Here is a 26,236-nt window from a genome sequence, read left to right on the forward strand (position 1 = left end):
GTAGGCTCGTCCGGCAAATGAGCGCTTTGGCAAGAGGAAGCCAATGTCCGTCGCCCGCGTCACCGAAATCACCTCGTCGTCCAGGAAAAGCTTTCAAGACGCCATCGAGAAGGGAATTGCGCGCGCCGCGAAGACCCTGAAGAACGTCGAAGGCGCCTGGATCCAGGACCAGAAGATCGTCGTCGAGGATGGCAAGATCGCGGCCTATCGCGTCAATATGAAGGTGACTTTCATCCTCGCGGAGTGATTGGGCAGCCGCCAAAAAAGTCGGGAACTTTCGCCCGCGCCCCTCATTGTCAAAGTGCGGATTAACGACAACGAGGAGCAAACAATGACGACGCAAACAGGCCACACCGAAGCCATTGCCGCTTCGCGAGTCATCGGCACGACCGTCTACAACACCCAAGGCGACAGCATCGGCAGCATCGAGGACGTCATGCTCGACAAGACATCGAACGGCATCATGTTCGCGGTGATTGGATTTGGCGGCTTTCTCGGCATTGGCGAGAAGTACCACGCCATCCCCTGGGCAAGCCTCGACTATGATGAAGCAAGGGGCGGCTATGTCATACCCTTCTCCAAGGAACAGCTGAAGGCAGCGCCTGCCCATTCCATCAACGAACTGGCCGGCGCGGATGGCGAGAGCGCGCGCGACGAGTCATACGAATATTACAAGGTCGCGCCCTACTGGCATTGACGCCACAATCGAAAAGGGGGTCGTTTCCACGGCCCCCTTTTTGATTCAATGCAACGCTATTCGCTGATGTGCAAAGCCGGCAAAGACGCAATAGCCTTTGGCGGCGACTGCTGGTTGTCGCATGACGTCAGGAACGCCGCGGCGATCAGGAACAGACTGACAATACCGCTCAACTCAGACATGGCGAACCCCTCCTGTTTCGCCCCACGATAACATTCCTAACCCGAAATGCGCGTCCGGTGGCATGACTTATGATGACAGGAAATTGCGCTTCGTGAATCGGGCGGGCGGCACTATTCGATCAGGCCCCGATTGCCTTTTGCGTCGCTTTGGCTAAGACGGGCGCGACGTTTTCTCCAGATCAATCGAGGACATCGCAATGACCGCCATCATCGACATTGTCGGGCGTGAAATCCTGGACAGCCGTGGAAACCCGACCGTCGAGGTCGATGTTGTTCTCGAAGACGGTTCGATGGGCCGCGCCGCGGTGCCGTCGGGTGCCTCCACCGGCGCCCACGAAGCCGTCGAGCTTCGCGACGGCGGCGCCCGCTACCTTGGCAAGGGCGTGCTCAGGGCCGTCGAGGCGGTCAATGGCGAATTGTTCGAGGCGATCGGCGGCATGGAAGCCGAAAACCAGATCCATATCGATCAGACCATGATTGAGCTTGATGGCACGCCCAACAAGAGCCGGCTCGGCGCCAACGCCATCTTGGGCGTTTCGCTGGCGGTCGCGAAGGCCGCGGCCGATGCAGCCGGGCTGCCGCTCTACCGCTATGTCGGCGGCACCAAGGCGCATGTCCTGCCTGTGCCGATGATGAACATCATCAATGGTGGCGCGCATGCCGACAATCCGATCGACTTCCAGGAATTCATGATCCTGCCGGTCGGTGCGCCGACGCTGCGCGAAGGCGTGCGCTGGGGCTCGGAAATCTTCCACACGCTGCGCAAGAAGCTGAAGGATGCCGGCCACAACACCAATGTCGGCGACGAGGGCGGCTTCGCCCCGAACCTGAAGAGCGCGCCGGTGGCGCTCGACTTCATCATGGAATCGATCGAGAAGGCCGGATTCAAACCAGGTGAAGAGATCGCGCTCGGCCTCGATTGCGCCGCGACCGAGTTCTTCAAGGACGGCAACTATGTCTATGAGGGCGAGAAGAAGACGCGCGATCCCAAGGCGCAAGCCAAGTACCTCGCCAAGCTCGCGGCCGACTATCCGATCATCTCGATCGAGGATGGCCTTGCCGAGGACGATTGGGAAGGCTGGAAGTACCTGACCGACCTGATCGGCAAGAAGACGCAGCTCGTTGGTGACGATCTCTTCGTCACCAACACGGCGCGCCTGCGCGACGGCATCCGCATGGGCGTCGCCAACTCGATCCTGGTCAAGGTCAACCAGATCGGCTCGCTGACCGAGACGCTGGATGCGGTCGAGACCGCGCACAAGGCTGCCTACACCGCCGTCATGTCGCACCGTTCGGGCGAAACCGAGGATTCGACCATTGCCGATCTCGCCGTCGCCACCAATTGCGGGCAGATCAAGACCGGCTCGCTGTCGCGCTCCGACCGCATGGCCAAATACAACCAGCTGATCCGCATCGAGGAAGAACTCGGCAAGCAGGCGCATTACGCCGGCAAGTCGGTGATCAAGGGCTGATCCGGCCGCACATCGTTGATACGGAGAGGGCGGGACATCCCGCCCTTTTTCATTTCGGGCCGGCATGGCGGTCTCCCGTAACCGTCCGTTAAGCACAATCAGGCGAAAAAGACTTCGAGCCGTTTGAGTTCGCGGCACGGGGAATCGGTTATGTGGACGCGTCAGCACAAGCAGAGAAACACCGGCCGGCTGATCATTCCCTCGCTGTGCGTGCTGTTCCTGGCTTATTTCGGCTTCCATGCCTATCACGGTGAATTCGGCATCAATTCGAAATACAAGCTTGAGGCCGAGACGGTTGCGTTGCAGGGTCAGCTCGATGCGATCAAGGCACGCAGGATGGAACTCGAGCGGCGCGTCAAGCTCATGCACGACGGCACGCTGGAGAAGGACATGCTGGACGAGCAGGCGCGCAAGGCACTCAATCTGTCGCAGGCCGACGAGATCACCATCATGCTGCCGGCTCCGGCGAAGTAACCAATTTCAGGTTAATCACCAATATTTTCAATGATTTTAATTGCTTAGGCGCATGCCAGCTATGCAATTTCGACATGGCGGAACGCCTTTCTACGTGTTAGCCTCCCATAAATCGAAGGGGAGGGCGATCTCCCCGGAGCAGTTTGATCTTGCTCCAGTGTCCGCAAAGAGACGCCAACAGGGAGTGATGCATGGCCACCGCAGCCAGAAAAGCGCCTGCCAAATCGAAATCCGACGGCAAACCCGGTCTATCAGCACCCAAGCCTGTTGACTTCACCAAGGACGAAGAGCTTGCCGCCTACCGGCACATGCTGCTCATCCGCCGTTTCGAGGAGAAGGCCGGCCAGCTCTACGGCATGGGCTTCATTGGCGGTTTCTGTCACCTCTATATCGGCCAGGAAGCGGTCGTCACCGGCATGAAGATGGCGCTGATCGACGGCGATCAGATGATCACGGCCTATCGCGATCACGGCCACATGCTGGCGATGGAGCTGTCGCCGCGTGGCGTGATGGCCGAGCTGACCGGACGCCGCGGCGGCTTGTCCAGAGGCAAGGGCGGTTCCATGCACATGTTCTCCAAGGAGAAGCATTTCTATGGCGGTCACGGCATTGTCGGTGCGCAGGTGTCGCTTGGAACAGGTCTGGCCTTTGCCAACCGCTACCGCGACAACAACAATGTCTCGCTGACCTATTTCGGCGACGGCGCCGCCAACCAGGGCCAGGTCTACGAAAGCTTCAACATGGCCTCGCTGTGGAAGCTGCCGGTGATCTACATCATCGAGAACAACCGCTACGCCATGGGCACCTCGGTGTCGCGCTCTTCGGCGGAAACCAATTTTTCGCATCGTGGCGCGTCGTTCAAGATTCCGGGCATCCAGGTCGACGGCATGGATGTGCGTGCGGTGAAGGCGGCTGGCGATCTGGCTACCGAGTGGTGCCGTGCCGGCAACGGGCCGATCATTCTCGAAATGCAGACTTATCGCTATCGCGGCCACTCGATGTCCGACCCGGCGAAATATCGCTCCAAGGAAGAAGTCCAGAAGATGCGCTCCGATCATGATCCGATCGAGCAGGTCAAGGCGCGGCTCATCGAGAAGAAGTGGGCGACCGAGGACGAACTCAAAACCGTCGACAAGGAGGTTCGCGACATCGTCGCCGACGCCGCCGAATTTGCCCAGCACGACGCGGAGCCGGATCCGTCCGAGCTCTGGACCGATATCGTATTGTAAGGGAGGGCCAGGACATGCCGATCGAAATTCTCATGCCCGCCCTCTCGCCGACCATGGAAGAGGGCAATCTTTCCAAGTGGTTGAAGAACGAGGGCGACAAGGTCGTCGCCGGCGACGTCATTGCCGAGATCGAAACCGACAAGGCGACGATGGAAGTCGAAGCCGTCGACGAAGGTACGCTGGGCAAGATCCTGATCGCCGCCGGCACCGAAGGCGTCAAGGTCAACACGCCGATCGCCGTTCTGCTGCAGGATGGCGAAAGTTCTGGCGACATCGACAAGGCCTCCAAGGCGGCTCCCGCCTCGACGCAAGACGCGGTGTCAACTGGTGGGCAGCGCGCCGACGCGGCCGAGGAAGGCTCGCATCGGGCGCCGCAGGATGCTGGAGAGGCGCCGAAAGCCTCCGTCCCCGCCGCCCCGGTGGTCAACCTCGCTGCCGATCCGGACATTCCTGCCGGCACCGAAATGGTCTCGACCACGGTGCGCGAGGCGCTGCGTGATGCCATGGCCGAGGAAATGCGCCGCGACGGCGATGTCTTCGTCATGGGTGAGGAAGTCGCCGAATACCAGGGCGCCTACAAGATCACACAGGGCTTGCTGCAGGAATTTGGGCCGCGGCGCGTCGTTGACACGCCGATTACCGAGCATGGTTTTGCCGGCGTTGGTGTCGGCGCGGCGATGGCTGGGCTGAAGCCGATCGTCGAGTTCATGACCTTCAACTTCGCCATGCAGGCGATTGACCAGATCATCAACTCCGCCGCCAAGACGCTTTATATGTCGGGCGGCCAGATGGGCGCGCCGATCGTGTTCCGCGGGCCAAATGGCGCGGCGGCCCGCGTCGCGGCGCAGCACTCGCAGTGCTATGCCGCCTGGTACAGCCACATTCCAGGCCTGAAGGTCGTTATGCCGTATACGGCCGCCGACGCCAAGGGCCTGCTCAAGGCAGCGATCCGCGATCCGAACCCGGTCATCTTCCTCGAGAATGAAATCCTCTACGGCCAGTCCTTCGACGTTCCGAAGCTGGACGACTTCGTGCTGCCGATCGGCAAGGCGCGCATCCACAAGGCAGGCAAGGATGTCACCATCGTCTCTTTCGGCATTGGCATGACCTATGCGGTGAAGGCTGAAGCGGAGCTGCGCGGCATGGGGATCGACGCCGAGATCATCGACCTCAGGACTATCCGTCCGCTCGATCTCGACACCGTCATCGCCTCGGTCAAGAAGACCAACCGGCTGGTCGTGGTCGAAGAAGGCTACCCGCAGAATTCGGTTGGCGACCACATCGCCAACCAGGTCTCGCAGCGCGCCTTCGATTTCCTCGACGCACCGGTCATCACCATTGCCGGCAAGGACGTGCCGATGCCTTATGCGGCGAACCTCGAAAAACTGGCTTTGCCGAATGTCGGCGAGGTCATCGAGGCCGTCAAAGCCGTCGCATATCGCTGAACCGGGTGGGAGGACAATATGCCAATCAACATCACCATGCCGGCGCTCTCGCCCACTATGGAAGAGGGCAATCTTTCCAAGTGGCTGGTCAAGGAAGGCGACAAGGTTTCGCCCGGCGACGTGATCGCCGAGATCGAAACCGACAAGGCGACGATGGAGGTCGAAGCCGTCGATGAGGGCACGGTTGCCAAGCTCGTCGTGCCGGCCGGAACCGAAGGGGTCAAGGTCAACGCGGTGATCGCGGTGCTTGCGGCGGAAGGCGAAGATGCCGGCGCCGCGGCGAAAAGCGGCGGCGCCACACCGGCGAAAGCCGAAGCTCCGAAAGCGGATACGCCTAAAGCCGAAGCGCCTAAAGCCGAAGCGCCGAATGCTGAAGCGCCAAAGGCCGAGGCCGAGGCCCCAAAGGCGCAGGCGGCTCCGGCCGCCAATGGCAACGCGGCTGGCGACCGCACCTTTGCATCGCCGCTTGCCCGCCGTATCGCCAAGGACGCCGGCGTCGACGTCTCTGGGGTCACCGGCACCGGCCCGCACGGCCGCGTGGTCAAGGCTGACGTAGATGCCGCGATTGCCGGTGGTGGCGCCAAGGCGGCACCGGCTGCCAAGGCTCCGGCCGGCGCGCCTGCCTCCGCCCCGGCGGTAAAGGCGATGTCGGACGAGCAGGTGCTGAAACTGTTCGAGGAAGGCTCCTACGAACTCGTCTCGCACGACAATATGCGCAAGACCATCGCGCGGCGCCTGGTCGAAGCAAAAACCACCATCCCGCATTTCTATCTGACGCTCGACTGCGAACTCGACGCGCTGCTGGCTTTGCGCACTCAGCTCAATGCCGCGGCACCGGTGAAGAAGACCGACAAGGGCGAGGCGCCCGCCTACAAGCTGTCGGTCAACGACATGGTGATCAAGGCGATGGCGATGGCCTTGAAGGCGGTGCCGGATGCCAATGCCTCATGGACCGAGAGCGCCATGGTCAAGCACAGGCATGCCGATGTCGGCGTCGCCGTTTCGATCCCCGGTGGCCTGATCACGCCGATCATCCGGCATGCCGATGAAAAGACGCTGTCGGTCATCTCTAACGAGGTGAAGGACCTGGCCAGCCGCGCCCGCAGCCGCAAGCTGAAGCCGGAGGAATATCAAGGCGGCACGACCGCCGTCTCCAATCTCGGCATGTTCGGCATCAAGGACTTTGCCGCCGTCATCAACCCGCCGCATGCGACGATCCTGGCGGTCGGCGCGGGCGAGGAGCGGGCGGTGGTCAAGAATGGTGAGATCAAGATCGCCACCGTGATGTCGGTGACGCTGTCGACTGACCATCGTGCGGTTGATGGCGCGCTGGGGGCCGAACTGCTGGTCGCCTTCAAGAAGCTGATCGAGAATCCGATGGGCATGCTGGTCTAGGAAAGGGAAAGGCTGTGCGGATATTCTTCACCAGCCTTTTCGCCTTTTTGATTTCCGGCTTGGCCGGCGGCCTTATCGCGCAATGGTTGGCTGTCGCCACCGGCGCCGAGGAAGAATACATCATCGTCTTCATGTTCTCGGTGCTGGTGACTTTTGTCGCCACCTTCATCTTCTTCATTGCGCAATTGACGAACGATCCGGTCGCGGCCGTTGCCAGGGCGGGCAAGTGGACGCTGATTGCCTTTGTGGCGCTTCTCGTCCTGCTGGTCGCGCTGATCCTCTACAGCGACAGCAGCGGCGCGGTGGTCAGGAAAGACATACCGATGGTTGCCGGTCTCGGTCTGCCGGGCCTGGTGACGATCGTCATCCATTGGTTGTTCGTACGCTGGCGCGTGAAGCGCGGCGTGGCCGACACAAAGGCAGGTTGAACGGATGAAGACGGTGCTTTGTTACGGCGACTCGCTGACCTGGGGCTACAATGCCGAGGGCGGCCGTCATGGGCTCGGGGATCGCTGGCCAAGCGTCCTGCAAGCAGGCCTCGGCGGAGGCGTTCAAGTCGTCGCCGAGGGGCTCAATGGCCGCACCACCGCCTTCGACGATCATCTGGCCGGAGCCGATCGCAACGGCGCGCGGCTGCTGCCGACAGTGTTGACGACGCATGCGCCGATCGACCTGATCGTCATCATGCTCGGCGCCAATGACATGAAGCCATGGATCCATGGCAACCCGGTTGCCGCCAAGCAAGGCATCCAGCGGCTGATCGATATCGTGCGTGGCCACGACTATCCGTTCGACTGGCCGGCACCGCAGATACTGATCGTTTCGCCGCCTCTTGTCAGCCGCACCGAAAATGCCGACTTCAGGGAGATGTTCGCCGGCGGCGATGAGGCCTCGAAGCAGCTTGCGCCGCAATACGCCGCACTCGCCGACGAGGTCGGCTGCGGCTTCTTCGACGCTGGCACGGTGGCGCAAACAACACCTCTCGATGGCGTCCACCTCGATGCCGAGAATACGCGAAACATTGGCGAGGCGCTGACGCCGGTCGTGCGCGTCATGCTGGAATTGTGATTGAAGGAGAAAACCCGTGGCTGAGAACTACGACGTCATCATCATCGGCTCCGGTCCCGGCGGCTATGTCACCGCGGTGCGCTCCGCCCAGCTCGGCTTCAAGACGGCGATCGTCGAGCGCGAGCATCTGGGCGGCATCTGTCTGAATTGGGGCTGTATTCCGACCAAGGCGCTGCTGCGGTCGGCCGAGATCATGCATTATTCCGATCATCTGAAGGATTACGGCCTGAAGCTCGATGGCGGCAAGATCCGTGCCGATACCGCTGCCGTCGTCGATCGGTCGCGAAAAGTGTCGCTCAGGCTCAATGGCGGCGTCGCCTTCCTGATGAAGAAGAACAAGGTCGACGTCATCTGGGGCGAGGCCAAACTATCCAAGCCCGGTGAGATCGTGGTTTCCAAGACGGCCAAGAAGCCGATGGAGCCGCAGCCGCCGGTGCCGAAAGGCGTCAAGGGCGAGGGCACCTACACCGCCAAGCACATCATCCTGGCGACCGGCGCCCGGCCGCGCGCTCTGCCCGGCATAGAGCCGGACGGCAAGCTGATCTGGACCTATTTCGAAGCCATGGTGCCGAAGGAGATGCCGAAGTCGCTGCTGGTGATGGGCTCAGGCGCCATCGGCATCGAATTCGCCTCCTTCTATCGCACAATGGGCGCCGACGTCACGGTCGTCGAGCTGCTGCCGGCGGTGATGCCGGTCGAGGACGCAGAGGTCTCGAAATTCGCGCAAAAGCAGTTCGAGAAGCAAGGCATGAAGATCATCCTCGAGGCCAAGGTAACCAAGGTCGAGAAGGGGGCGAACTCGATTACCGCGCATGTCGAGATGAAGGACGGCAAGGCCGAGAAGATCACCGCCGACCGCATGATCTCGGCCGTTGGCGTCCAGGGCAATATCGAGAACCTCGGACTTGAAGCACTTGGTGTTAAGACCGAGCGCGGTTGCGTGGTCATCGACGGTTACGGCAAGACCAATGTGCCTGGTATCTACGCCATCGGCGATGTCGCCGGTCCGCCCATGCTTGCTCACAAGGCCGAGCACGAGGGCGTCGTGTGCGTCGAGAAGATCGCGAATTTCCCCGGTGTTCATGCCACGGACAAGCTCAAGATCCCCGGCTGCACCTACTGCAATCCGCAGGTCGCCTCGGTCGGACTGACGGAAGCAAAAGCCAAGGCCGAGGGCAAGGATATCCGCGTCGGCCGGTTCCAGTTCGGAGCCAACGGCAAAGCCATTGCGCTTGGGGAAGACCAGGGCTTCATCAAGACCATCTTCGACAAGAAGACCGGTCAGTTGCTCGGCGCACACATGGTCGGCGCCGAAGTTACGGAACTGATCCAGGGTTTTGTCGTGGCGATGAACCTCGAAACCACCGAGGAAGAGCTGATGCACACCATCTTCCCGCATCCGACGCTGTCCGAGATGATGAAGGAAAGCGTGCTCGACGCCTATGGCCGCGCCTTGAACGCATGATAGATTCCCCGCGGGAGACTCAGCTGTCAAAGCCGTGGGATCTCGACGGCGAGGCAGTTCGTTTCCGAATGCATTTTTACTGGCGCAAGGAGAAGGCATATGCACTTGAACGGCGTGGGCTGGATCGCAGCAATCATTATCGGCGGCCTGGCAGGCTGGTTGGCCGAAATGGTCATGAAGAGCAACACCGGCATATTCATGAACATTATCATGGGCATCGTTGGCGCGGTGGTGCTGAATGCAGTCCTGCAGGCCCTCAACATCGGCGTATTCGGCGTCGGCTGGACCGCTTATCTGATCACCGGATTCATCGGTGCCTGCCTGCTGATCTGGGTAGGTCGCCTGGTGCGCCGTTAGTCGATATCGTTTTCGGCTATGCGAAAACGGTTGTAGCGGCATGCGCCGCTGCAGCCTTTTTCTTTGTCCCGAAAAGTCCTAGATGACGTTAAGGTGACGATCGCCGACGGGCGGTCGCAAGAAAGGCCAGGGTTCAGATGGTCACTGTCCTCGACACGATCGCCAACGCGCCGCGGCTGCGGCATCCCGAGAAGGCCCACAAGCCCGACCAGGAGGTATTGCGCAAGCCGGACTGGATCCGCGTCAAGGCGCCGGTGTCGAAGGGATATGCCGAGACACGTGAGATCGTGAAATCGCACAAGCTGGTGACCGTATGCGAAGAGGCCGGTTGCCCGAACATCGGCGAGTGCTGGGAAAAGAAGCACGCCACCTTCATGATCATGGGCGAGATCTGCACGCGCGCCTGCGCCTTCTGCAATGTCGCCACTGGCATCCCGACCGCGCTCGACTCCGACGAGCCCGCGCGTGTCGCGCATGCCGTCAAGCAAATGGGCCTCAGCCACGTCGTCATCACCTCCGTTGACCGCGACGATCTCGACGATGGCGGTGCGCAGCACTTCGCCGATGTCATCCGTGCGATCCGGGCGGCAACGCCTCTGACGACGATCGAAATCCTGACGCCCGATTTCCTGCGCAAGGAAGGCGCGCTGGAGGTCGTCGTGGCGGCCAGGCCCGACGTCTTCAACCACAATCTCGAAACCGTGCCATCGAATTATCTGAAGGTCCGGCCGGGCGCCCGCTATTTCCACTCGATCCGGCTGCTGCAGCGGGTCAAGGAACTCGATCCGTCGATTTTCACCAAGTCCGGCATCATGGTCGGCCTTGGCGAGGAGCGGAACGAAATCCTGCAATTAATGGACGATCTGCGTTCGGCCAATGTCGACTTCATGACCATCGGCCAATACCTGCAGCCGTCGAAGAAGCACCACCCGGTGATCCGCTTCGTCACGCCGGAGGAATTCAAGTCCTTCGAGACGATCGGCAAGACAAAGGGTTTCCTGCTGGTGGCATCGAGCCCGCTGACACGCTCTTCGCACCATGCCGGCGACGATTTCGCCCGGCTGCGCGCCGCGCGCGAAGCGCAGCTCCAGAAATTGGTCTAACGCCGGTTTCATGCCGAAATTCGAAGCCACCCGCCGCGTCGCCCACACGCCTGAGCAGATGTTCGCGCTGGTCGCCGACATCGAAACTTACCCGCAATTCCTGCCGCTTTGCGAAGCGTTGGCGGTCCGCTCGCGCAAGGAGCGTGACGGCCGCACCATCCTCGTGGCCGACATGAGCATCGGCTATAAGGCGATCCGGGAGACTTTCACGACGCAGGTGCTGCTCAAGCCCGACGAACATGCCATCGACGTGAAGTATATTGACGGCCCGTTCAAATATCTGAGCAATGTCTGGCGGTTCGAGCCGGATGGTGCCGGTTGTGCCGTGCGCTTCTTCATCGACTATGAATTCAAGAGCCGCATCCTGGGTGCGCTGATGGGCACGATGTTCGATCGTGCCTTCCGCATGTTCGCCGAAGCTTTTGAAAAGCGCGCCGACATCATCTACGGCAAGAAACCGGCGGCCTGACTCTCGCCAAGCGCCTGCAAGCCGATCTCAAGTGCATGATGGACCGTTTCCCGGCGGATGAAGTCACGGCCATTGTCGGCAAACAGCTTGCGTTCAGCCGTCACGGGTCGGCCGTTCACCGCAACGCCAAACCAGACCAGCCCGACCGGCTTTTCCCTGGAACCGCCACCCGGACCGGCAATGCCGGTGACGGCCAGCGCCAGCCCGGCACGCGAACGGGCGAGCGCTCCAGCGGCCATCTCGATGGCTGCCTCGCGGGAGACCGCACCATGCACGTCGAGCGTGGCGGCGCGAACACCGAGCATGTCCATCTTGGCTTCATTGGAATAGGTGATGAAGCCGCGATCGACCACGGCGGAAGAACCGGCAATGTCGGTCAGCGCGGCGATGATCATCCCGCCGGTACAGCTTTCCGCGGTCGCCAGCATGATGCCGCGCTCCCGGCACGCCTCAAACAGGGCGATTGCCAGTTCGCTGTTGGTCATTCCGGAACCTCGCCTGGAAACACCACACTGGCGGTGGCGATCGCCGCGATACCTTCCTCGCGGCCGACAAAGCCGAGCTTCTCGTTGGTTGTCGCCTTGACCGAGATGCGGTCGGCGGAAATGCCCAGCATCTGCGAAAGGACTGATGTCATCGCCTCGCGGTGCGGGCCGACGCGCGGCGCCTCGCAGATCAGCGTGATATCGGCATTGGCGATGCGTCCGCCGCGCTCGCGCACCAGTCTTGCCGCATGTTCGACGAATATCCGCGATGCAGCGCCTTTCCACTGCGGATCGGATGGAGGAAAGTGCGTGCCGATATCGCCGGCCCCGCAGGTCGCCAGCAGCGCGTCGGTCAGGGCGTGCAGGCCGACATCCGCGTCGGAATGGCCCGACAGTTTCCTGTCATGCGGGATGGCGACGCCACAAAGCGTAACATGGTCGCCGGGCTCGAAGGCGTGGACATCGTAGCCATTGCCGGTGCGGATGTCGGGAAAGTGTGTCCGCTCGCTAGAAAGTCGCTGGTGCGCCATGGCGATATCCCGTGCCCATGTGAGTTTGACATTGTCGGGCGATCCAGGAACGAGCTTCACCGGCATTTGCATCCATTCGGCGATCGACGCGTCGTCTGTAAAGTCGGATTTGCCGCTGTCATAGGCTTGCTCATGCATCGTCATGATCGCGAGGAAGGGAAAGCCTTGCGGCGTTTGCGCCGCGTGCAGCCCGCTCCTTGGCACCGTTTCGCCGACCATGCCGGTCGCCGATTCGCGTTTCAGCGTGTCGGCGACCGGCAGGGCGGGAAGCGCGCCTTCACGTTCGCCGATGGCCGCGATGGTGCGGTCGATCAGATCCATGTCTACAAAGGGGCGCGCGGCGTCGTGGATGAGGACCTTGTCCGGCGCGTAGCTTCTCAGCGCCTGCAGCCCGAGCCGAACCGAATCCTGCCTGGTCGCGCCTCCGGCAATTGCCGTTACCCGATCCGCATCGGTTCCGACCGCTTGCTGAAAAAGCTCGCGGTCTTCGGCATGGATGGCCACGACGACCCGGCCGATGAGCGGGTGCGCCAGAAAAATGTCTATGACACGAGCGATGACGGCGCGTCCGCCAATTCGTTGATATTGCTTAGGACCATCGGCTTGTCCGGCGCGCGCGCCGCGGCCGGCCGCGACGATAACCACCGCGACTTTGCCACCCGGATCCGGAGCCTGATTTTCGGTTGCGCCAGTCATGCAGTCCGGTCCTAGTCGCGGCCAAGGCCGAAGGCCAGCATTTTCCCAATTGCGCCTTAATGTGGCGTCATTCCGCGTTGCACATTTCTCTCCATCTGGCTAGAGAATGTGCAACGAATGGACGTGCTTGGTTTTTGTGCATGGTTAACTTGACCGGATTGGCCCAGGCTCTTGACCTCGGCGGCGTCAGAATACGCAACCGCGTCTTCCTCGCGCCGATGTCGGGGATCACGGACGAGGCGTTCAGGCAGCGCGCCCATGGGCATGGCGCAGGCCTGGTCGTGTCCGAAATGGTGGCCAGCGGCGAACTCGCCAAGGGCAGGGCGGGTTGTGGCCTGCGGATACGCCATTCCGGACTGCCCGTCCATATGGTGCAGCTTGCCGGGCGCGAGGCCATGCATATGGCTGAAGGCGCGCGGATCGCCGCCGGCGAGGGCGCCGACATCATCGACATCAACATGGGCTGCCCGGCCAAGAAGGTTACCGGTGGCTATGCCGGTTCGGCATTGATGCTGGATCTCGATCACGCGCTCTCGCTGATCGAGGCCGTGGTAGGCGCGGTCAAGGTGCCGGTGACGGTCAAGATGCGGCTGGGTTGGGACGAAGGCGCGCTCAACGCTCCTGTCCTGGCGCGCCGGGCCGAACAGGCGGGCGTCAGGATGGTCACGGTCCATGGCCGCACACGCTGCCAGTTCTACCAGGGCAAGGCGGACTGGCGCGCCATCGCTCGCGTCAAGGAGGCCGTTTCCATTCCGGTCGTCGCCAATGGCGATGTCTGCTCCCCAAGCGAGGCAGCTGCCGTTCTCGAACAGTCCGGCGCCGACGCGTTGATGGTCGGTCGCGCCCATTATGGCGCGCCGTGGGTCGCCGGCGGCATCGCTGCGGCTGCCGCCGGGACATTTTCGCCCGGCATTCCCGAGACCGCGCAAGAGCTTACCGATTATGTCGTCGCCCACTACGAGGACATGCTGGCGCTTTACGGCTTCGAGAGCGGCCTGCGCCAGGCGCGCAAGCATCTGGGCTGGTATCTCGACCGACATGCCGGGGGTGTCGCTGGCGAGAGTAGGAAAGCGATATTGACCGCGTCCGAACCGGCCCGCGTCATTGCCTTGCTGCGTGACGTGTTTTCGCGCGATCCGCAAACCTTGAACCTGCGGAGCGCCGCATGACCGCAACCCCTGGCCAAGGCGTTGACATGGCGGATGCTGCCCAGATCGTGCTAAACACGATCCGCCGCCCGGTGATCATGATCAGCGAGGAAGGCTTCATCACCTTCGCCAATGCCGATGCCGAGGACTTCTTTCGCTCCAGCGCGACCATGCTGGCGCGCAACACCCTGTCCAAGCTCATACCCTTCGGCAGTCCGCTGCTGACACTGGTCGACCAGGTGCGCGAGCGCCGCGCGCCCGTCAACGAATATCGGGTCGACGTTTCGTCGCCGCGCCTCGGCATCGAAAAGGTCGTCGATCTCTATGTCGCGCCGGTGCCGGAGTTTCCGGGCTCCGTCGTGGTCATGTTCCAGGAGCGGTCGATGGCCGACAAGATCGACCGGCAGATGACGCATCGCGGCGCGGCGCGCTCGGTGACCGGTCTGGCGGCGATGCTGGCGCATGAGATCAAGAACCCGCTCTCCGGCATCAGGGGGGCGGCTCAGCTGCTCGAGCTGTCCGCTTCCGATGAGGATCGCGCGCTGACGCGGCTGATCACCGACGAGACGGACCGTATCGTATCGCTGGTCGACCGCATGGAGGTGTTTTCCGACGAGCGGCCGATCGACCGCTATCCCGTCAACATCCATGTGGTGCTCGATCACGTGAAAGCGATCGCAAAGAACGGTTTCGCTAGGAAAATCAAGATACTGGAGGACTATGATCCATCATTGCCTCCGGTGTTTGCCAATCGTGATCAGCTGATCCAGGTGTTCCTTAATCTGATCAAGAACGCCGCCGAGGCAATCGGTGGCGACCCCCAGGGCGAGATCGTGCTGTCCACCGCCTTCCGGCCCGGTATTCGCGTTTCGGTTCCGGGGACGCAGGACCGCGTGTCGCTGCCTCTGGAGTTCTGCGTGCGCGACAATGGTTCCGGCGTGTCGGAGGATATCCTGCCGATCCTGTTCGATCCCTTCATCACCACCAAGCCGAACGGCTCGGGGCTCGGGCTGGCGCTGGTCGCCAAGATCGTCGGTGAACATGGCGGCATCATCGAATGCGATTCGACGCCGCGCGCGACAACATTCCGGGTCCTGATGCCGGCCTGGAAGGAAACGGCGCTTGGCGCTGATCAAGACGGTGAAGGAGACCGCAAATGACCGTTCGCGGCAATATTCTGGTCGCCGACGACGATGCTGCGATCCGCACCGTTCTCAATCAGGCCCTGTCGCGTGTCGGTCACGAGGTGCGCGTCACCTCCAACGCGTCGACCCTGTGGCGCTGGGTCGCGGCCGGCGAGGGTGATCTCGTCATCACCGACGTCGTGATGCCGGACGAGAACGCTTTCGACATGCTGCCGCGCATCAAGAAGGCGCGGCCGGAACTGCCTGTCATCGTGATGAGCGCCCAGAATACCTTCATGACGGCGATCCGCGCTTCCGAAACGGGCGCCTATGAATATCTGCCGAAGCCTTTCGACCTGACCGAACTCCTCAACATCGTCAACCGCGCTTTGTCCGAGCCCCGGCGGCCGAAGATCGATGCCAGGCAAGAAGAGCCGCCCGAAACGATGCCGCTGGTCGGCCGTTCGGCGGCCATGCAGGACATCTACCGCATGCTGGCGCGCATGATGCAGACCGACCTGACGGTGATGATTTCGGGCGAATCGGGCACCGGCAAGGAACTGGTGGCACGAGCGCTGCATGAATATGGGCGCCGTCGTGGCGGCCCGTTCGTTGCCATCAACATGGCGGCTATCCCGCGCGACCTTATTGAATCGGAACTGTTCGGTCACGAGAAGGGCGCCTTCACCGGCGCGCAGAGCCGCTCGACTGGCCGTTTCGAGCAGGCGGAGGGCGGCACGCTGTTCCTTGACGAGATCGGCGACATGCCGATGGAGGCGCAGACGCGCTTGCTGCGCGTCCTGCAGCAGGGCGAGTACACGACTGTCGGCGGCCGCACGCCGATCAAGACCGATGTGCGAATTGTCGCCGCCACCAACAAGGACCTGCGTACGCTGATCAACCAGGGCCTCTTCCGCGAGGATCTTTTCTACCGTCTCAATGTCGTGCCGCTCAGGTTGCCGGCCTTGCGCGAACGCTCCGAGGATGTGCCCGATCTGGTGCGCCATTTCTTCAAGCTCGGCGAAATGGAGGGGCTGCAGACCAAGCGCATCTCTTCCGGCGGCATCGAACTGATGAAGCGCTATCCCTGGCCAGGCAATGTGCGCGAGCTGGAAAACCTGGTCCGCAGGCTCGCCGCGCTTTATTCGCAGGACGAGATTTCCGCCGAGATCATCGAGACGGAGCTCAAGACAGGCGAACGCCCCGTGGTACCGGGTGGCGGCAACCTCATTCCCGACGATCTTTCCATCGGGCAGGCGGTGGAGCACTTCCTGCAGCGCTATTTCGCCTCCTTTGCGGGCGAATTGCCGCCTGCCGGTCTGTACGAGCGTATCCTGTCCGAAGTCGAATATCCGTTGGTGCTGGCTTCGATGACGGCAACCCGCGGCAACCAGATCAAGGCCGCGGAGCTCCTGGGACTCAATCGCAACACCCTGCGCAAGAAGATTCGCGAATTAGGCGTCAACGTTTACAAGTCCTCCCGCCAGACCTGAGCGCGCGCTGCATACAGGATCTTTTCAGGGGACCGACCGGGGAAAGAGTCCTGTAGTTGTCACACTTGTTGCATAATCGCCACAATGCGTTGCATAGATCGGACGCAATCACTGGCTCTAGACGGCGACATGGCTCCGCAGACACCTGTACTCAACAAACCGCTCTTCAGCGAACCTGGCGCGCGCGACGGGCGCCGGCTGCTGGCACTCCCTGGCGTGGTGGCGGTCGTCGGTGCCTTGGTCATGGCGGCTATTTCGTTCGCCATCCTGGTCGGTGCGACACCGATTGCGCCTGACGCCAAAACGACCTGGGCGCTGATCGCTCTCAACGCCGCCTTCGTGCTCTTCCTCATCGCGCTGGTTGGACGCGAGGTGCATCGCATCGTCATGGCGCGCCGGCATGGCAAAGCGGCTTCTCGGCTGCATGTGCGCATCGTTGCCATGTTCGCTCTCGTTGCCGCCATTCCCGCCATCATGGTGGCGATCATCGCCTCGATCACGCTCGATATCGGCCTTGATCGCTGGTTCGAAATTCGCACCAAGACGATCGTCAATTCGTCCCTGTCGATCGCCGACGCCTATGTGCAGGAGAACGCGCGCAACCTGCAGGGTACGACGTTGTCGATGGCCTACGATCTCGATGCGTCGCGAACGCTCTACGGCCTCGATCGCACCGGCTTTCTCGATCTCATGAACAAGGAAGCCGTGGGGCGCTCGCTGGCGCATGCCGCCCTGATCAAGCCCGATGGCTCCTTCGTCATGAGCGCCAAGACCGATGCCGATTTCGCCATGCCGGAACCGCCGGAAGGAGCGGTGGCCACCGCCACCGACGGCAAGCCGGTGCTGATCGAGCCGCGCACGCGCAACATCATGGGCGCCATCGTCAAGCTGCGCGAGCTCGATGGCCTCTATCTCTACACCATCCGTCTGGTCGACCCCGAGGTGATCAAGGCGCGGCAGATCGTCAGGTCCAACACCGACGAGTATCGCAATCTCGAGGATAACAGGCGTACCTCGCAAGTGGCGTTTGCGCTGCCCTATCTGTCGCTGACCCTGATCATCATCCTGTCGGCAATCTGGACCGGCATAGCTGTTGCCGACCGGCTCGTGCGGCCGATCCGTCAGCTGATCGGCGCTGCCGACGAAGTCGCGACCGGCAATCTCGACGTCGCGGTGCCGGTGCGGCCATCCGATGGCGATGTCGCCTCGCTCGGCGACACGTTCAACAAGATGCTGCTGGAGCTCAAATCGCAGCGCAACGAGATCCTGTCGGCGAAGGACCTGATCGATGAGAGGCGGCGTTTTTCCGAAGCCGTGCTTGCCGGAGTCACCGCCGGCGTCATCGGCGTCGACCCTTACGGCATCATCACCATCGTCAATCGTTCTGCCGAATCGATGCTGGCCGTTTCCGCCAGCGCGGCACTTGGGCAGAATCTTTCCGCGATCCTGCCGCATGTCGGCCGCGTCTTCGAGATCGGTCGTAAATCCGGCAAGCCGGTCTACCGCGAACAGGTGACCTTCTATCGCGCCGGCGCCGAGCGGACCTTCAATGTGCAGGTCACCATCGAGGCAGGCGACGACGGCTCGGAGGAAAAATCCTATGTCGTGACCGTCGACGACATCACCGATCTGGTTCAGGCCCAGCGCTCATCCGCTTGGGCCGACGTGGCGCGGCGCATCGCCCACGAGATCAAGAATCCGCTGACGCCGATCCAGCTTTCCGCCGAACGCATCAAGCGCCGCTACGGCAAGGTCATCACCGAAGACCGCGAGGTTTTCGACCAGTGCACCGACACCATTATCCGGCAGGTGGAGGATATCGGCCGCATGGTCGACGAGTTCTCGGCTTTCGCGCGCATGCCAAAGCCCGAGATGAAGGCCATCGACCTGCGCGAATCGCTGCGCGAGGCTTCCTTCCTGGTCGAAGTCAGCCGCGCCGACATCACCTTCGAGCGGATATTCGGGAACGAGCCGCTCAAGGGCACGTTCGACAGCCGGCTGATCGCCCAGGCTTTCGGCAATGTGATCAAGAATGCCGCCGAGGCGATCGACGGACTGGAACATAAGGACGGTTCGCACGGCATAATCCGGATTCAAGCCGGCCGTCAGAATGGCGCGATTCGCATCGATGTCATCGACAATGGCAAAGGCCTGCCGCGCGAGAATCGCCAACGGTTGCTGGAGCCCTATATGACCACGCGTGAAAAGGGCACCGGGCTTGGTCTCGCTATCGTCAAGAAGATCGTGGAGGACCATGGCGGCAGGCTGGAACTCCATGACGCGCCTGCGGATTTCCACGGCGGGCGCGGCGCGATGATCAGCATCATCCTGCCGCCTGCAACCAGCGCGCTGCCGCGCGGCGAAACCAAGGCGGACCACGAAAGAGAAACTGAAAAGGTCGATAATGGCGTCTGATATTCTCATCGTCGATGACGAGGAAGACATCCGCGAACTCGTCGCGGGCATCCTGAGTGACGAGGGTCACGAAACCCGTACGGCATTCGATGCCGACAGCGCACTGGCGGCTGTCGCCGACCGAGCGCCGAGGCTGATCTTCCTGGATATCTGGCTGCAGGGCTCGCGTCTGGACGGCTTGGCGCTGCTCGACGAGATCAAGACCATGCACCCGAACCTGCCCGTGGTGATGATTTCAGGCCACGGCAACATCGAAACGGCGGTTTCCGCCATCCGTCGCGGCGCCTATGATTTCATCGAAAAACCGTTCAAGGCCGACAGGCTGATCCTCATTGCCGAACGCGCACTCGAGACCTCGAAACTGCGCCGCGAAGTTTCCGACCTCAAGCTGCGCAGCGGCGAGACTTTCGATTTGATCGGCATGTCCTCGGCGATGAGCCAGTTGCGCCAGACCATCGAGCGTGTCGCGCCGACCAACAGCCGGGTGATGATCGTTGGCCCTTCCGGATCGGGCAAGGAACTGGCCGCCCGCGCCATTCATACGCTGTCGGCGCGCAAGGGCGGGCCGTTCGTGACGCTGAGTGCCGCCAATATCACGCCTGAACGCATGGAGATCGAACTGTTCGGCACCGAATCGAACGGGGTCGAACGTAAGGTGGGGGCGCTGGAGGAGGCCCATCGCGGCATTCTCTACATCGACGAAGTGGCCGACATGCCGCGCGAGACGCAGAACAAGATTTTGCGCGTGCTGGTCGAACAGCAATTCGAGCGGGTGGGCGGTACTAAGCGGGTCAAGGTCGACGTCCGCATCATTTCCTCGACCTCGCAGAACCTTGAGGCGATGATCGCCGACGGGCGTTTCCGCGAGGATCTCTATCACCGGCTCGCCGTGGTTCCGGTCATGGTGCCGGGACTGGCCGAGCGGCGCGAGGACATTCCCTATCTCGTCGACAACTTCATGAAGCAGATCGCCCGCCAAGCTGGCATCAAGCCACGCCGTATCGGCGACGACGCGCTGGCCGTGCTGCAGGCGCACAACTGGCCGGGCAACGTGCGCCAGTTGCGCAACAACGTCGAGCGACTGATGATCCTGGCGCGCGGCGAGGACGTGGACGCGCCGATCACCGCGGATCTGCTGCCGTCCGAAATCGGGGATGTCATGCCGCGCACGCCGAACCAGTCGGACCAGCATATAATGGCGCTGCCGCTGCGCGAGGCACGCGAACAGTTCGAAAAGGACTATCTGATCGCCCAGATCAACCGGTTCGGCGGCAACATTTCGAAGACAGCCGAGTTCATCGGCATGGAGCGTTCCGCCTTGCACCGCAAGCTGAAGTCGCTGGGCGTCTGACCCAATCCTCGGTGGCCCACGCGATTGTCCGTTACCTGCACGGCGGAATCGCTTAAACAGGCCGAACCAAATCTCCCGAGGTGACCATGCCGCGCATTGCCTATGTGAACGGGCGCTACATCACTCATGCCGATGCCGCCGTGCATATCGAGGATCGCGGCTACCAGTTCGCCGACGGCGTTTACGAGGTCTGCGAGGTGGCGCGCGGCTTCATCGTCGACATGCCGCGTCACCTTGCCCGGCTGAACCGCTCGCTGACCGAACTGTCGATCGCCTGGCCGGTGACACGCAATGTGTTGCCGCTGATCCTACGCGAAGTGGTCAACCGCAATCATGTCGTCAACGGCCTGGTCTATGTTCAGGTGACGCGCGGTGTCGCCAGCCGGGAATTTGTCTTCCCATCGGCGAACGTCAAGCCCGCGCTGGTGGTGACAGCCAGGAAGGCCGATCCTGCCGCGGGAGCCAAGCGAGCCGAGACCGGCATCGCCGTCATCACCGTGCCGGAGAACCGGTGGGACCGTGTCGACATCAAGACCGTCGGGCTGCTGCCCAATGTATTGGCCAAGCAGAAGGCCAAGGAAGCGGGCGCACAGGAGGCGTGGTTCGTGGATGCCGACGGCAACGTCAAGGAAGGCGGGTCGTCGAATGCCTGGATCGTTAACAGGGATGGCGTTCTGGTCACCCGGCCGGCCGAACATGGCATTCTGCGCGGCATCACGCGCACCACCATGTTCGAAGTCGCGGCAAGGCTCGGCCTGAAGATCGAGGAACGGGAATTTTCCGTCGCCGAGGCCAAAGCGGCCCGCGAAGCATTCATCAGTTCCGCGACGACTATTGCCATGCCGATCGTGGCCATTGACGGCGATCCCATAGCCAATGGCCACCCCGGCTCAATAACACTTTCGTTGCGGCATGCCTTTTTTGACATTGCGGAAAAAAGTCCAGCCTGATAACCGCACAGGTGGAATGAACATCAATATATCTCGTTCTGCTTGTCGTTACTGACGGCAAGAGGGTGTTTGCGCGCTTGACATGTGCCCGCTAATTTGGCGCATTGGCTGCAAACCGAAGGGGATCGGCGAAAGACAAAAACAATGGCGGAACGATCGCAAAACCTTCAGGACCTGTTCCTGAATTCAGTTCGCAAGAGCAAGAACCCGCTCACCATCTTTCTTATCAACGGCGTGAAGCTGACCGGCGTGGTCACTTCTTTCGATAATTTCTGCGTCCTGCTGCGCCGCGACGGTCACTCCCAACTCGTCTACAAGCACGCCATTTCCACGATCATGCCGAGCCAGCCGGTTCAGATGTTCGATGGCGAGGAAAGCCAGGGCGCCTGATTGGCACGTGAGAAGGACGCGGACGGCACGGTTCGCGGAAAACCAGCGCATCATCCCGGGACGGAAGCCAAGGGTCCGACCCGGGCTGTTGTCATTGTGCCTGTGCTTACGCGCCAACCGCGTAACGACGATGACACGAACCGTCCGCGGCTGACGCGCTCGGCCGAGGCGCGCCACGACGAAGCAGTCGGCCTTGCCCGCGCCATCGACCTTGATCTGATCCATACGGCGGTCGTGACCGTCAACGACCCGCGCCCGGCGACGTTGCTGGGCAGCGGCAAGGTCGAGGAGTTCGCCGGGATCGTCAGGGAAGGGCACGCGGAAGTGGTCATCGTCGACCATCCGCTGACGCCGGTGCAACAGCGCAATCTCGAGAAGCAATTCAACGCCAAGGTGCTGGATCGCACCGGGCTGATCCTGGAGATTTTCGGCGAGCGCGCGCGCACCAAGGAAGGCACGCTGCAGGTCGAGCTTGCCCATCTCAACTACCAGAAGGGCCGCCTGGTGCGCAGCTGGACCCACCTGGAGCGTCAGCGTGGCGGTGCAGGCTTCCTCGGTGGCCCCGGTGAAACGCAGATCGAATCCGATCGGCGGCAGTTGCAGGAAAAGATCATAAAGCTGAAGCACGAGCTGGAAACCGTGCGCCGCACCCGCGACCTGCACCGCGCCAAGCGCAAGAAGGTGCCGTTTCCAGTGGTGGCGATCGTCGGCTACACCAACGCTGGCAAGTCGACGCTGTTCAACAAGCTGACCGGAGCAGGGGTGCTGGCGCAGGACATGCTGTTCGCCACGCTGGATCCGACACTGCGCCGCGTGCGGCTGCCGCATGGCACGCCGATCATTCTTTCCGACACGGTGGGCTTCATTTCGGACCTGCCGACGCATCTGATCGCAGCGTTCCGGGCGACCTTGGAAGAGGTGGTCGAGGCCGATCTCGTCATCCATTTGCGCGACATTTCCGATCCCGACACGGCGGCGCAGGCCGAGGATGTCGAGCGCATCCTCGCCGATCTCGGCGTCGACGCCAGCGACACCAGGCGCGTGATCGAAGTCTGGAACAAGATCGACCTGCTGGACGAAGGCAACAGGCAGCGGCTGCTCGCCGATAGCACCGACGGTTCCAAGGAGCCGCCGATTGCCGTATCGGCGGTGTCAGGCGAAGGCATCGATGCGCTGAAAGCGGTTATCGAAACGCGGATGGCCGGCGAACTGCAAGACCTGACAGTGACGATCGAGCCGGCACAATTCGGCCTGGTCGACTGGCTTTATCGCAATGGCGATGTCGTTTCGCGAACCGACAATGACGATGGCAGCGCCACCGTTTCGCTGAAGGCCACGCAAAGCGCCCGAGAAGAGATTGAAAGCCGATTGCGACGCAAAAACAACGGCTAACGCGCAGAAGTTCCAGGATAAGTATCGCGCTTTCCGTCCGGAATTGCCGGAGCTATAGGCTTACCTTGCAGTCTTTGCTTCCTGCCAGAGAGCTTCCATCTCCTCCAGGCTAGCTTCCTCCAGCGAGCCGCCTGATTTTTCCAGGGCTCGCTCGACATAGTGGAAGCGTGAGCGGAATTTCTCGTTGGTGCCGCTGAGTGCCGCCTCCGAATCGAGCTTCAGGTGACGGCCGAGATTGACGACGGCAAACAACATGTCGCCGAACTCGTCCTTGATCGAGGCCGTCTCACCCCTGGCCAAAGCCTCGCGCAACTCCCCGATCTCTTCCTCGATCTTGTCCAGGATGGGAGCAGCCTCGCTCCAGTCGAAGCCGACGCGGGCGGCTTTTTCCTGAAGCTTCAGCGCTCGCGTCAAGGCGGGCAGGGCGACCGGAACGCTGTCCAGGAACCCCTTGCCGTTGTCCTCCGGGTCAAGACCGCGCGCGAGCCGGGCTTGTCGCTTCTCGGCCTTCTCCTGCGCCTTGATCTTCTCCCACATGCCCTTGGCCATGCCGGCGCTGCGGGCCTTCTCATCGCCAAAGACGTGCGGATGGCGGCGGATCATCTTGGTGGTGATGGCCTGGACAACGTCAGGGAAGGCGAATTCGCCGGCTTCCTGCGCCATCTGGGCATGGTAGACGACCTGCAGCAGGAGGTCACCGAGTTCGTCGCGCAAATCGTCGAGATCGCCGCGCGCGATGGCATCCGCCACCTCGTAGGCCTCCTCGATCGTGTAGGGCGCGATGGTGGAGAAGTCCTGCTCGATGTCCCACGGGCAGCCGGTCTTCGGCGCGCGCAACGCCGCCATGATCTCGATCAGGCGTGAAATGTCTTTCGATGGCGTCATGGTGCGGATGCTATCGCGCGAACCGCCACTCGGCCAACGCTGTCAGCCGGCGAGGGGACCTTGTCCACAGGCGCACCGTAGCCGCCTCGTCAGTCCAGCACGGAAACGATCGCCTTGGCGAGGTCATCCATGCCGTCCTCGGGCAGGCCGGCGACGTTGATGCGGCTGTCGCCGACCATGTAGACGGCGTGCTCGGCGCGCAGCCTTTCGACCTGCGCTTCCGTGAGGCCGAGCCGCGAGAACATGCCGCGATGGCTGGCAACGAAGTCGAAGCGGTCGGAATTGGATTGCCGGCGCAGCGCCTCGGCGAATGCGTCCCTAAGCCTCAGCATACGAAGACGCATCTCTTCCAGTTCTGCTTCCCAGTCGGCACGCAGCGCGGCGTCTTCCAGGACGATGCGCACCGCCGCCGCGCCATGGTCGGGTGGCATCGAATACATGGCGCGCGCCGCCGACAGCATCTGGCTCATCGCGACGTCGGCCTGCGCGCCGTCCCTGGCCAGGATCATCGCCGCGCCGACCCGGTCGCGGTACACCGCGAAATTCTTCGAGCAGCTCGACGCGACAACCATTTCTGGAACTTTCGCGGCCAGCAGCCGCAAGCCGAGGGCATCGGCCTCCAGGCCGTCGCCAAAGCCTTGATAGGCGATGTCGACAAATGGCAGCAGGCCGCGCTCGACGACCAGATCGGCGATGGCCTCCCACTGGGCCGCGTCCAGATTGGCGCCGGTCGGATTGTGGCAGCAGCCATGCAGCAGCACCACGTCGCCGCTGTTGGCCGACCGCAGCGCCGCCAGCATGTCGTCGAAACGAACCGCTCCCGAGGCCGCATCGAAATAGGGATATTCGCGAATCTGCAGGCCGGCGGCACGCATCACCGGCATATGGTTCGGCCAGGTCGGGTCAGAGACCCAGACCGTGGCATCCGAACGCGTCCGCTTGAGCAGTTCTGCCACCAGCCGCAGCGCGCCGGAGCCACCGGGCGCCTGTGCCGCCCGGATGCGCGACAGGTCCGCGCCTGGACCGAAGGCGAGCTTGGCCATCATAGTGTTGAACCCGGTATCGCCGGCAAGGCCGAGATAGGTCTTGGTATCCTGGCTCTGCAGCAGTCGCTTCTCGGCCTCGCGCACGGCCCGCATAACCGGCGTCTTGCCGTCGTGATCCTTGTAGACGCCGACACCGAGATCGACCTTGCCAGGGCGTGGATCGGCGCGATAGAGGCCGATCAGCGCAAGAATCTTGTCGGCGGCAGCTGGCTGCAGGTCTTCGAACATCATTATGGTTCCGTTGGCGCGGCGGAGTGATACGCAAATTGGCCACGTTTCACCAGCGGTTTTGATCGCGCCGGCGCGAAAGGCGGCACCTGCTGGTGCGGCTTTTCAACCACTTCAGAGAAGGCATGCCATGCTCGTCCGTCTGACCATGATCTGCGCCGGTGCCACGGCGGCGACCCGGAAAGGGCGGTTTCCCTCGGATGAACCGCTGGAGCCACGATCGCTGACATTGGCAAAGGCGATGCGCGGGACGCTGCGTCGCGCCGACCGTGTGTGGACAGCGCCGGCGCTTCGCGCCTGTCAGACCGCCGACGCGCTGTCGCTGAACGCGACTGTCGATCCGATGCTGGCCGACCAGAATAACGGACGATGGGCAGGCAAGAGCTTTGAAGAGGTGCAGGCGCGACAGCCTGAAGAAATTGCCGCATGGCTTACGGATCCGAATGTGGCCCCGCATGGTGGTGAGTCGCTGGCCGATGTTGCTCGACGGACCGCTGGATTGATGGATCGATTGATCGCCGAACGTGGCCATACCATCGCCGTGACCCATGCCAGCGTCATCCGCGCCGCGATCCTGCATGTTCTCGGGGCGCCGCTTGCCGCCAGCTCAAAGATCGACGTCGAGCCACTGAGCATCACCGATTTTCGTAGCGACGGCCGCCGGTGGGTGTTGCGCGCGTGCGGTGTCACGGTTCCCCAGCCGGCAAAACCACTTGGACCTAAGGGCGCTCACGGCACCTAGGCGAG

27 protein-coding genes are annotated in these 26,236 nt (G+C 62.2%); 22 read left to right on the forward strand and 5 right to left on the reverse strand.

Annotation, left to right across the window (positions count from 1 at the left end; all coding sequences use genetic code 11):
- The first annotated feature begins 43 nt into the window (after positions 1-43).
- Both LB516_RS17690 and LB516_RS17695 read left to right on the forward strand, forming a co-directional pair.
- The gene (locus tag LB516_RS17690; protein ID WP_015317939.1) at positions 44-247 is read left to right on the forward strand and encodes a dodecin family protein; all 204 of its coding nucleotides are present in this window, start codon (positions 44-46) and stop codon (positions 245-247) included.
- 84 nt (positions 248-331) lie between these two features.
- Positions 332-697, forward strand: a complete 366-nt coding sequence (locus LB516_RS17695; RefSeq protein WP_015317938.1) for a PRC-barrel domain-containing protein — start codon at positions 332-334, stop codon at positions 695-697.
- Positions 698-753: 56 nt separating this feature from the next.
- Here the strand turns inward: LB516_RS17695 and LB516_RS28895 are convergent, their stop codons facing one another.
- A complete protein-coding gene (locus LB516_RS28895; RefSeq protein ID WP_140619584.1) occupies positions 754-879 on the reverse strand; it encodes a hypothetical protein in 126 nt (41 codons plus the stop codon).
- Between the two features lie 197 nt (positions 880-1,076).
- Here LB516_RS28895 and eno point away from each other — a divergent pair, with 197 nt between their 5' ends.
- From eno to LB516_RS17750, 11 genes are all read left to right on the forward strand, one after another.
- Complete coding sequence (gene eno, locus LB516_RS17700; RefSeq protein ID WP_015317936.1) at positions 1,077-2,351, forward strand: phosphopyruvate hydratase; 1,275 nt, start codon at positions 1,077-1,079, stop codon at positions 2,349-2,351.
- A 150-nt stretch (positions 2,352-2,501) separates the two neighbouring features.
- Entirely contained in the window at positions 2,502-2,825 is a 324-nt protein-coding gene (locus LB516_RS17705; protein WP_140619588.1) for an FtsB family cell division protein, read from the forward strand.
- Positions 2,826-3,016: 191 nt separating this feature from the next.
- On the forward strand, positions 3,017-4,054 hold the full coding sequence (gene pdhA, locus LB516_RS17710) for a pyruvate dehydrogenase (acetyl-transferring) E1 component subunit alpha (protein ID WP_015317934.1): 1,038 nt from the start codon (positions 3,017-3,019) through the stop codon (positions 4,052-4,054).
- Positions 4,055-4,068: 14 nt separating this feature from the next.
- Entirely contained in the window at positions 4,069-5,499 is a 1,431-nt protein-coding gene (locus LB516_RS17715) for a pyruvate dehydrogenase complex E1 component subunit beta (protein WP_224720080.1), read from the forward strand.
- An 18-nt stretch (positions 5,500-5,517) separates the two neighbouring features.
- Positions 5,518-6,894: a pyruvate dehydrogenase complex dihydrolipoamide acetyltransferase gene (locus LB516_RS17720; protein WP_224720082.1), complete on the forward strand. Its 1,377-nt coding sequence runs from the start codon at positions 5,518-5,520 to the stop codon at positions 6,892-6,894.
- 14 nt (positions 6,895-6,908) lie between these two features.
- The gene (locus LB516_RS17725; protein WP_224720084.1) at positions 6,909-7,322 is read left to right on the forward strand and encodes a hypothetical protein; all 414 of its coding nucleotides are present in this window, start codon (positions 6,909-6,911) and stop codon (positions 7,320-7,322) included.
- Between the two features lie 4 nt (positions 7,323-7,326).
- Entirely contained in the window at positions 7,327-7,962 is a 636-nt protein-coding gene (locus LB516_RS17730) for an SGNH/GDSL hydrolase family protein (RefSeq protein ID WP_140619598.1), read from the forward strand.
- A 16-nt stretch (positions 7,963-7,978) separates the two neighbouring features.
- Entirely contained in the window at positions 7,979-9,427 is a 1,449-nt protein-coding gene (gene lpdA / locus LB516_RS17735) for a dihydrolipoyl dehydrogenase (RefSeq protein ID WP_224720085.1), read from the forward strand.
- Between the two features lie 99 nt (positions 9,428-9,526).
- Entirely contained in the window at positions 9,527-9,784 is a 258-nt protein-coding gene (locus LB516_RS17740; protein ID WP_140619600.1) for a GlsB/YeaQ/YmgE family stress response membrane protein, read from the forward strand.
- A gap of 137 nt (positions 9,785-9,921) precedes the next feature.
- A complete protein-coding gene (gene lipA / locus LB516_RS17745; protein WP_224720086.1) occupies positions 9,922-10,887 on the forward strand; it encodes a lipoyl synthase in 966 nt (321 codons plus the stop codon).
- 10 nt (positions 10,888-10,897) lie between these two features.
- Positions 10,898-11,356, forward strand: a complete 459-nt coding sequence (locus LB516_RS17750) for a type II toxin-antitoxin system RatA family toxin (protein ID WP_015317926.1) — start codon at positions 10,898-10,900, stop codon at positions 11,354-11,356.
- Here LB516_RS17750 and LB516_RS17755 read toward each other — a convergent pair.
- Complete coding sequence (locus LB516_RS17755; RefSeq protein ID WP_224720087.1) at positions 11,332-11,841, reverse strand: CinA family protein; 510 nt, start codon at positions 11,839-11,841, stop codon at positions 11,332-11,334. The two genes, LB516_RS17750 and LB516_RS17755, sit on opposite strands and share 25 nt — an antisense overlap.
- The gene (locus LB516_RS17760) at positions 11,838-13,067 is read right to left on the reverse strand and encodes a bifunctional 2-C-methyl-D-erythritol 4-phosphate cytidylyltransferase/2-C-methyl-D-erythritol 2,4-cyclodiphosphate synthase (protein ID WP_015317924.1); all 1,230 of its coding nucleotides are present in this window, start codon (positions 13,065-13,067) and stop codon (positions 11,838-11,840) included. The genes LB516_RS17755 and LB516_RS17760 overlap by 4 nt, the downstream gene beginning before the upstream one ends.
- Before the next feature lie 140 nt (positions 13,068-13,207).
- Here LB516_RS17760 and dusB point away from each other — a divergent pair, with 140 nt between their 5' ends.
- The 8 genes from dusB (at position 13,208) to hflX (ending at position 23,330) form a co-directional block, all read left to right on the forward strand.
- Positions 13,208-14,236 (forward strand): tRNA dihydrouridine synthase DusB, encoded by a 1,029-nt coding sequence (gene dusB, locus LB516_RS17765; RefSeq protein ID WP_224720088.1) that lies wholly within the window; start codon positions 13,208-13,210, stop codon positions 14,234-14,236.
- Complete coding sequence (locus LB516_RS17770) at positions 14,233-15,375, forward strand: two-component system sensor histidine kinase NtrB (protein WP_224720089.1); 1,143 nt, start codon at positions 14,233-14,235, stop codon at positions 15,373-15,375. The genes dusB and LB516_RS17770 overlap by 4 nt, the downstream gene beginning before the upstream one ends.
- Positions 15,372-16,832, forward strand: coding sequence for a nitrogen regulation protein NR(I) (gene ntrC / locus LB516_RS17775; protein WP_023783973.1), 1,461 nt, complete (start codon positions 15,372-15,374; stop codon positions 16,830-16,832). Before LB516_RS17770 ends, ntrC begins: the two co-directional genes overlap by 4 nt.
- Before the next feature lie 84 nt (positions 16,833-16,916).
- On the forward strand, positions 16,917-19,247 hold the full coding sequence (locus tag LB516_RS17780) for an ATP-binding protein (protein ID WP_411969401.1): 2,331 nt from the start codon (positions 16,917-16,919) through the stop codon (positions 19,245-19,247).
- The gene (locus LB516_RS17785) at positions 19,237-20,598 is read left to right on the forward strand and encodes a sigma-54-dependent transcriptional regulator (protein WP_224720091.1); all 1,362 of its coding nucleotides are present in this window, start codon (positions 19,237-19,239) and stop codon (positions 20,596-20,598) included. The genes LB516_RS17780 and LB516_RS17785 overlap by 11 nt, the downstream gene beginning before the upstream one ends.
- A gap of 86 nt (positions 20,599-20,684) precedes the next feature.
- Positions 20,685-21,548, forward strand: coding sequence for a D-amino-acid transaminase (locus tag LB516_RS17790; RefSeq protein ID WP_015317918.1), 864 nt, complete (start codon positions 20,685-20,687; stop codon positions 21,546-21,548).
- Positions 21,549-21,692: 144 nt separating this feature from the next.
- A complete protein-coding gene (gene hfq, locus LB516_RS17795; protein ID WP_006202172.1) occupies positions 21,693-21,938 on the forward strand; it encodes an RNA chaperone Hfq in 246 nt (81 codons plus the stop codon).
- On the forward strand, positions 21,939-23,330 hold the full coding sequence (gene hflX / locus LB516_RS17800; RefSeq protein ID WP_015317917.1) for a GTPase HflX: 1,392 nt from the start codon (positions 21,939-21,941) through the stop codon (positions 23,328-23,330).
- Between the two features lie 60 nt (positions 23,331-23,390).
- Here the strand turns inward: hflX and mazG are convergent, their stop codons facing one another.
- Entirely contained in the window at positions 23,391-24,215 is an 825-nt protein-coding gene (gene mazG / locus LB516_RS17805) for a nucleoside triphosphate pyrophosphohydrolase (RefSeq protein WP_224597229.1), read from the reverse strand.
- 89 nt (positions 24,216-24,304) lie between these two features.
- The gene (locus LB516_RS17810) at positions 24,305-25,489 is read right to left on the reverse strand and encodes an aromatic amino acid transaminase (RefSeq protein WP_224720130.1); all 1,185 of its coding nucleotides are present in this window, start codon (positions 25,487-25,489) and stop codon (positions 24,305-24,307) included.
- A 130-nt stretch (positions 25,490-25,619) separates the two neighbouring features.
- Between LB516_RS17810 and LB516_RS17815 the strand changes: the two genes are divergently transcribed.
- Positions 25,620-26,231 carry a histidine phosphatase family protein gene (locus LB516_RS17815; protein WP_224720093.1) on the forward strand — a complete coding sequence of 204 codons (612 nt, stop codon included), beginning with the start codon at positions 25,620-25,622 and terminating at the stop codon, positions 26,229-26,231.
- The last annotated feature ends 5 nt before the right edge of the window (positions 26,232-26,236 follow it).

This window comes from Mesorhizobium sp. CO1-1-7, from assembly GCF_020164885.1.
Classification (GTDB): domain Bacteria; phylum Pseudomonadota; class Alphaproteobacteria; order Rhizobiales; family Rhizobiaceae; genus Mesorhizobium; species Mesorhizobium australicum.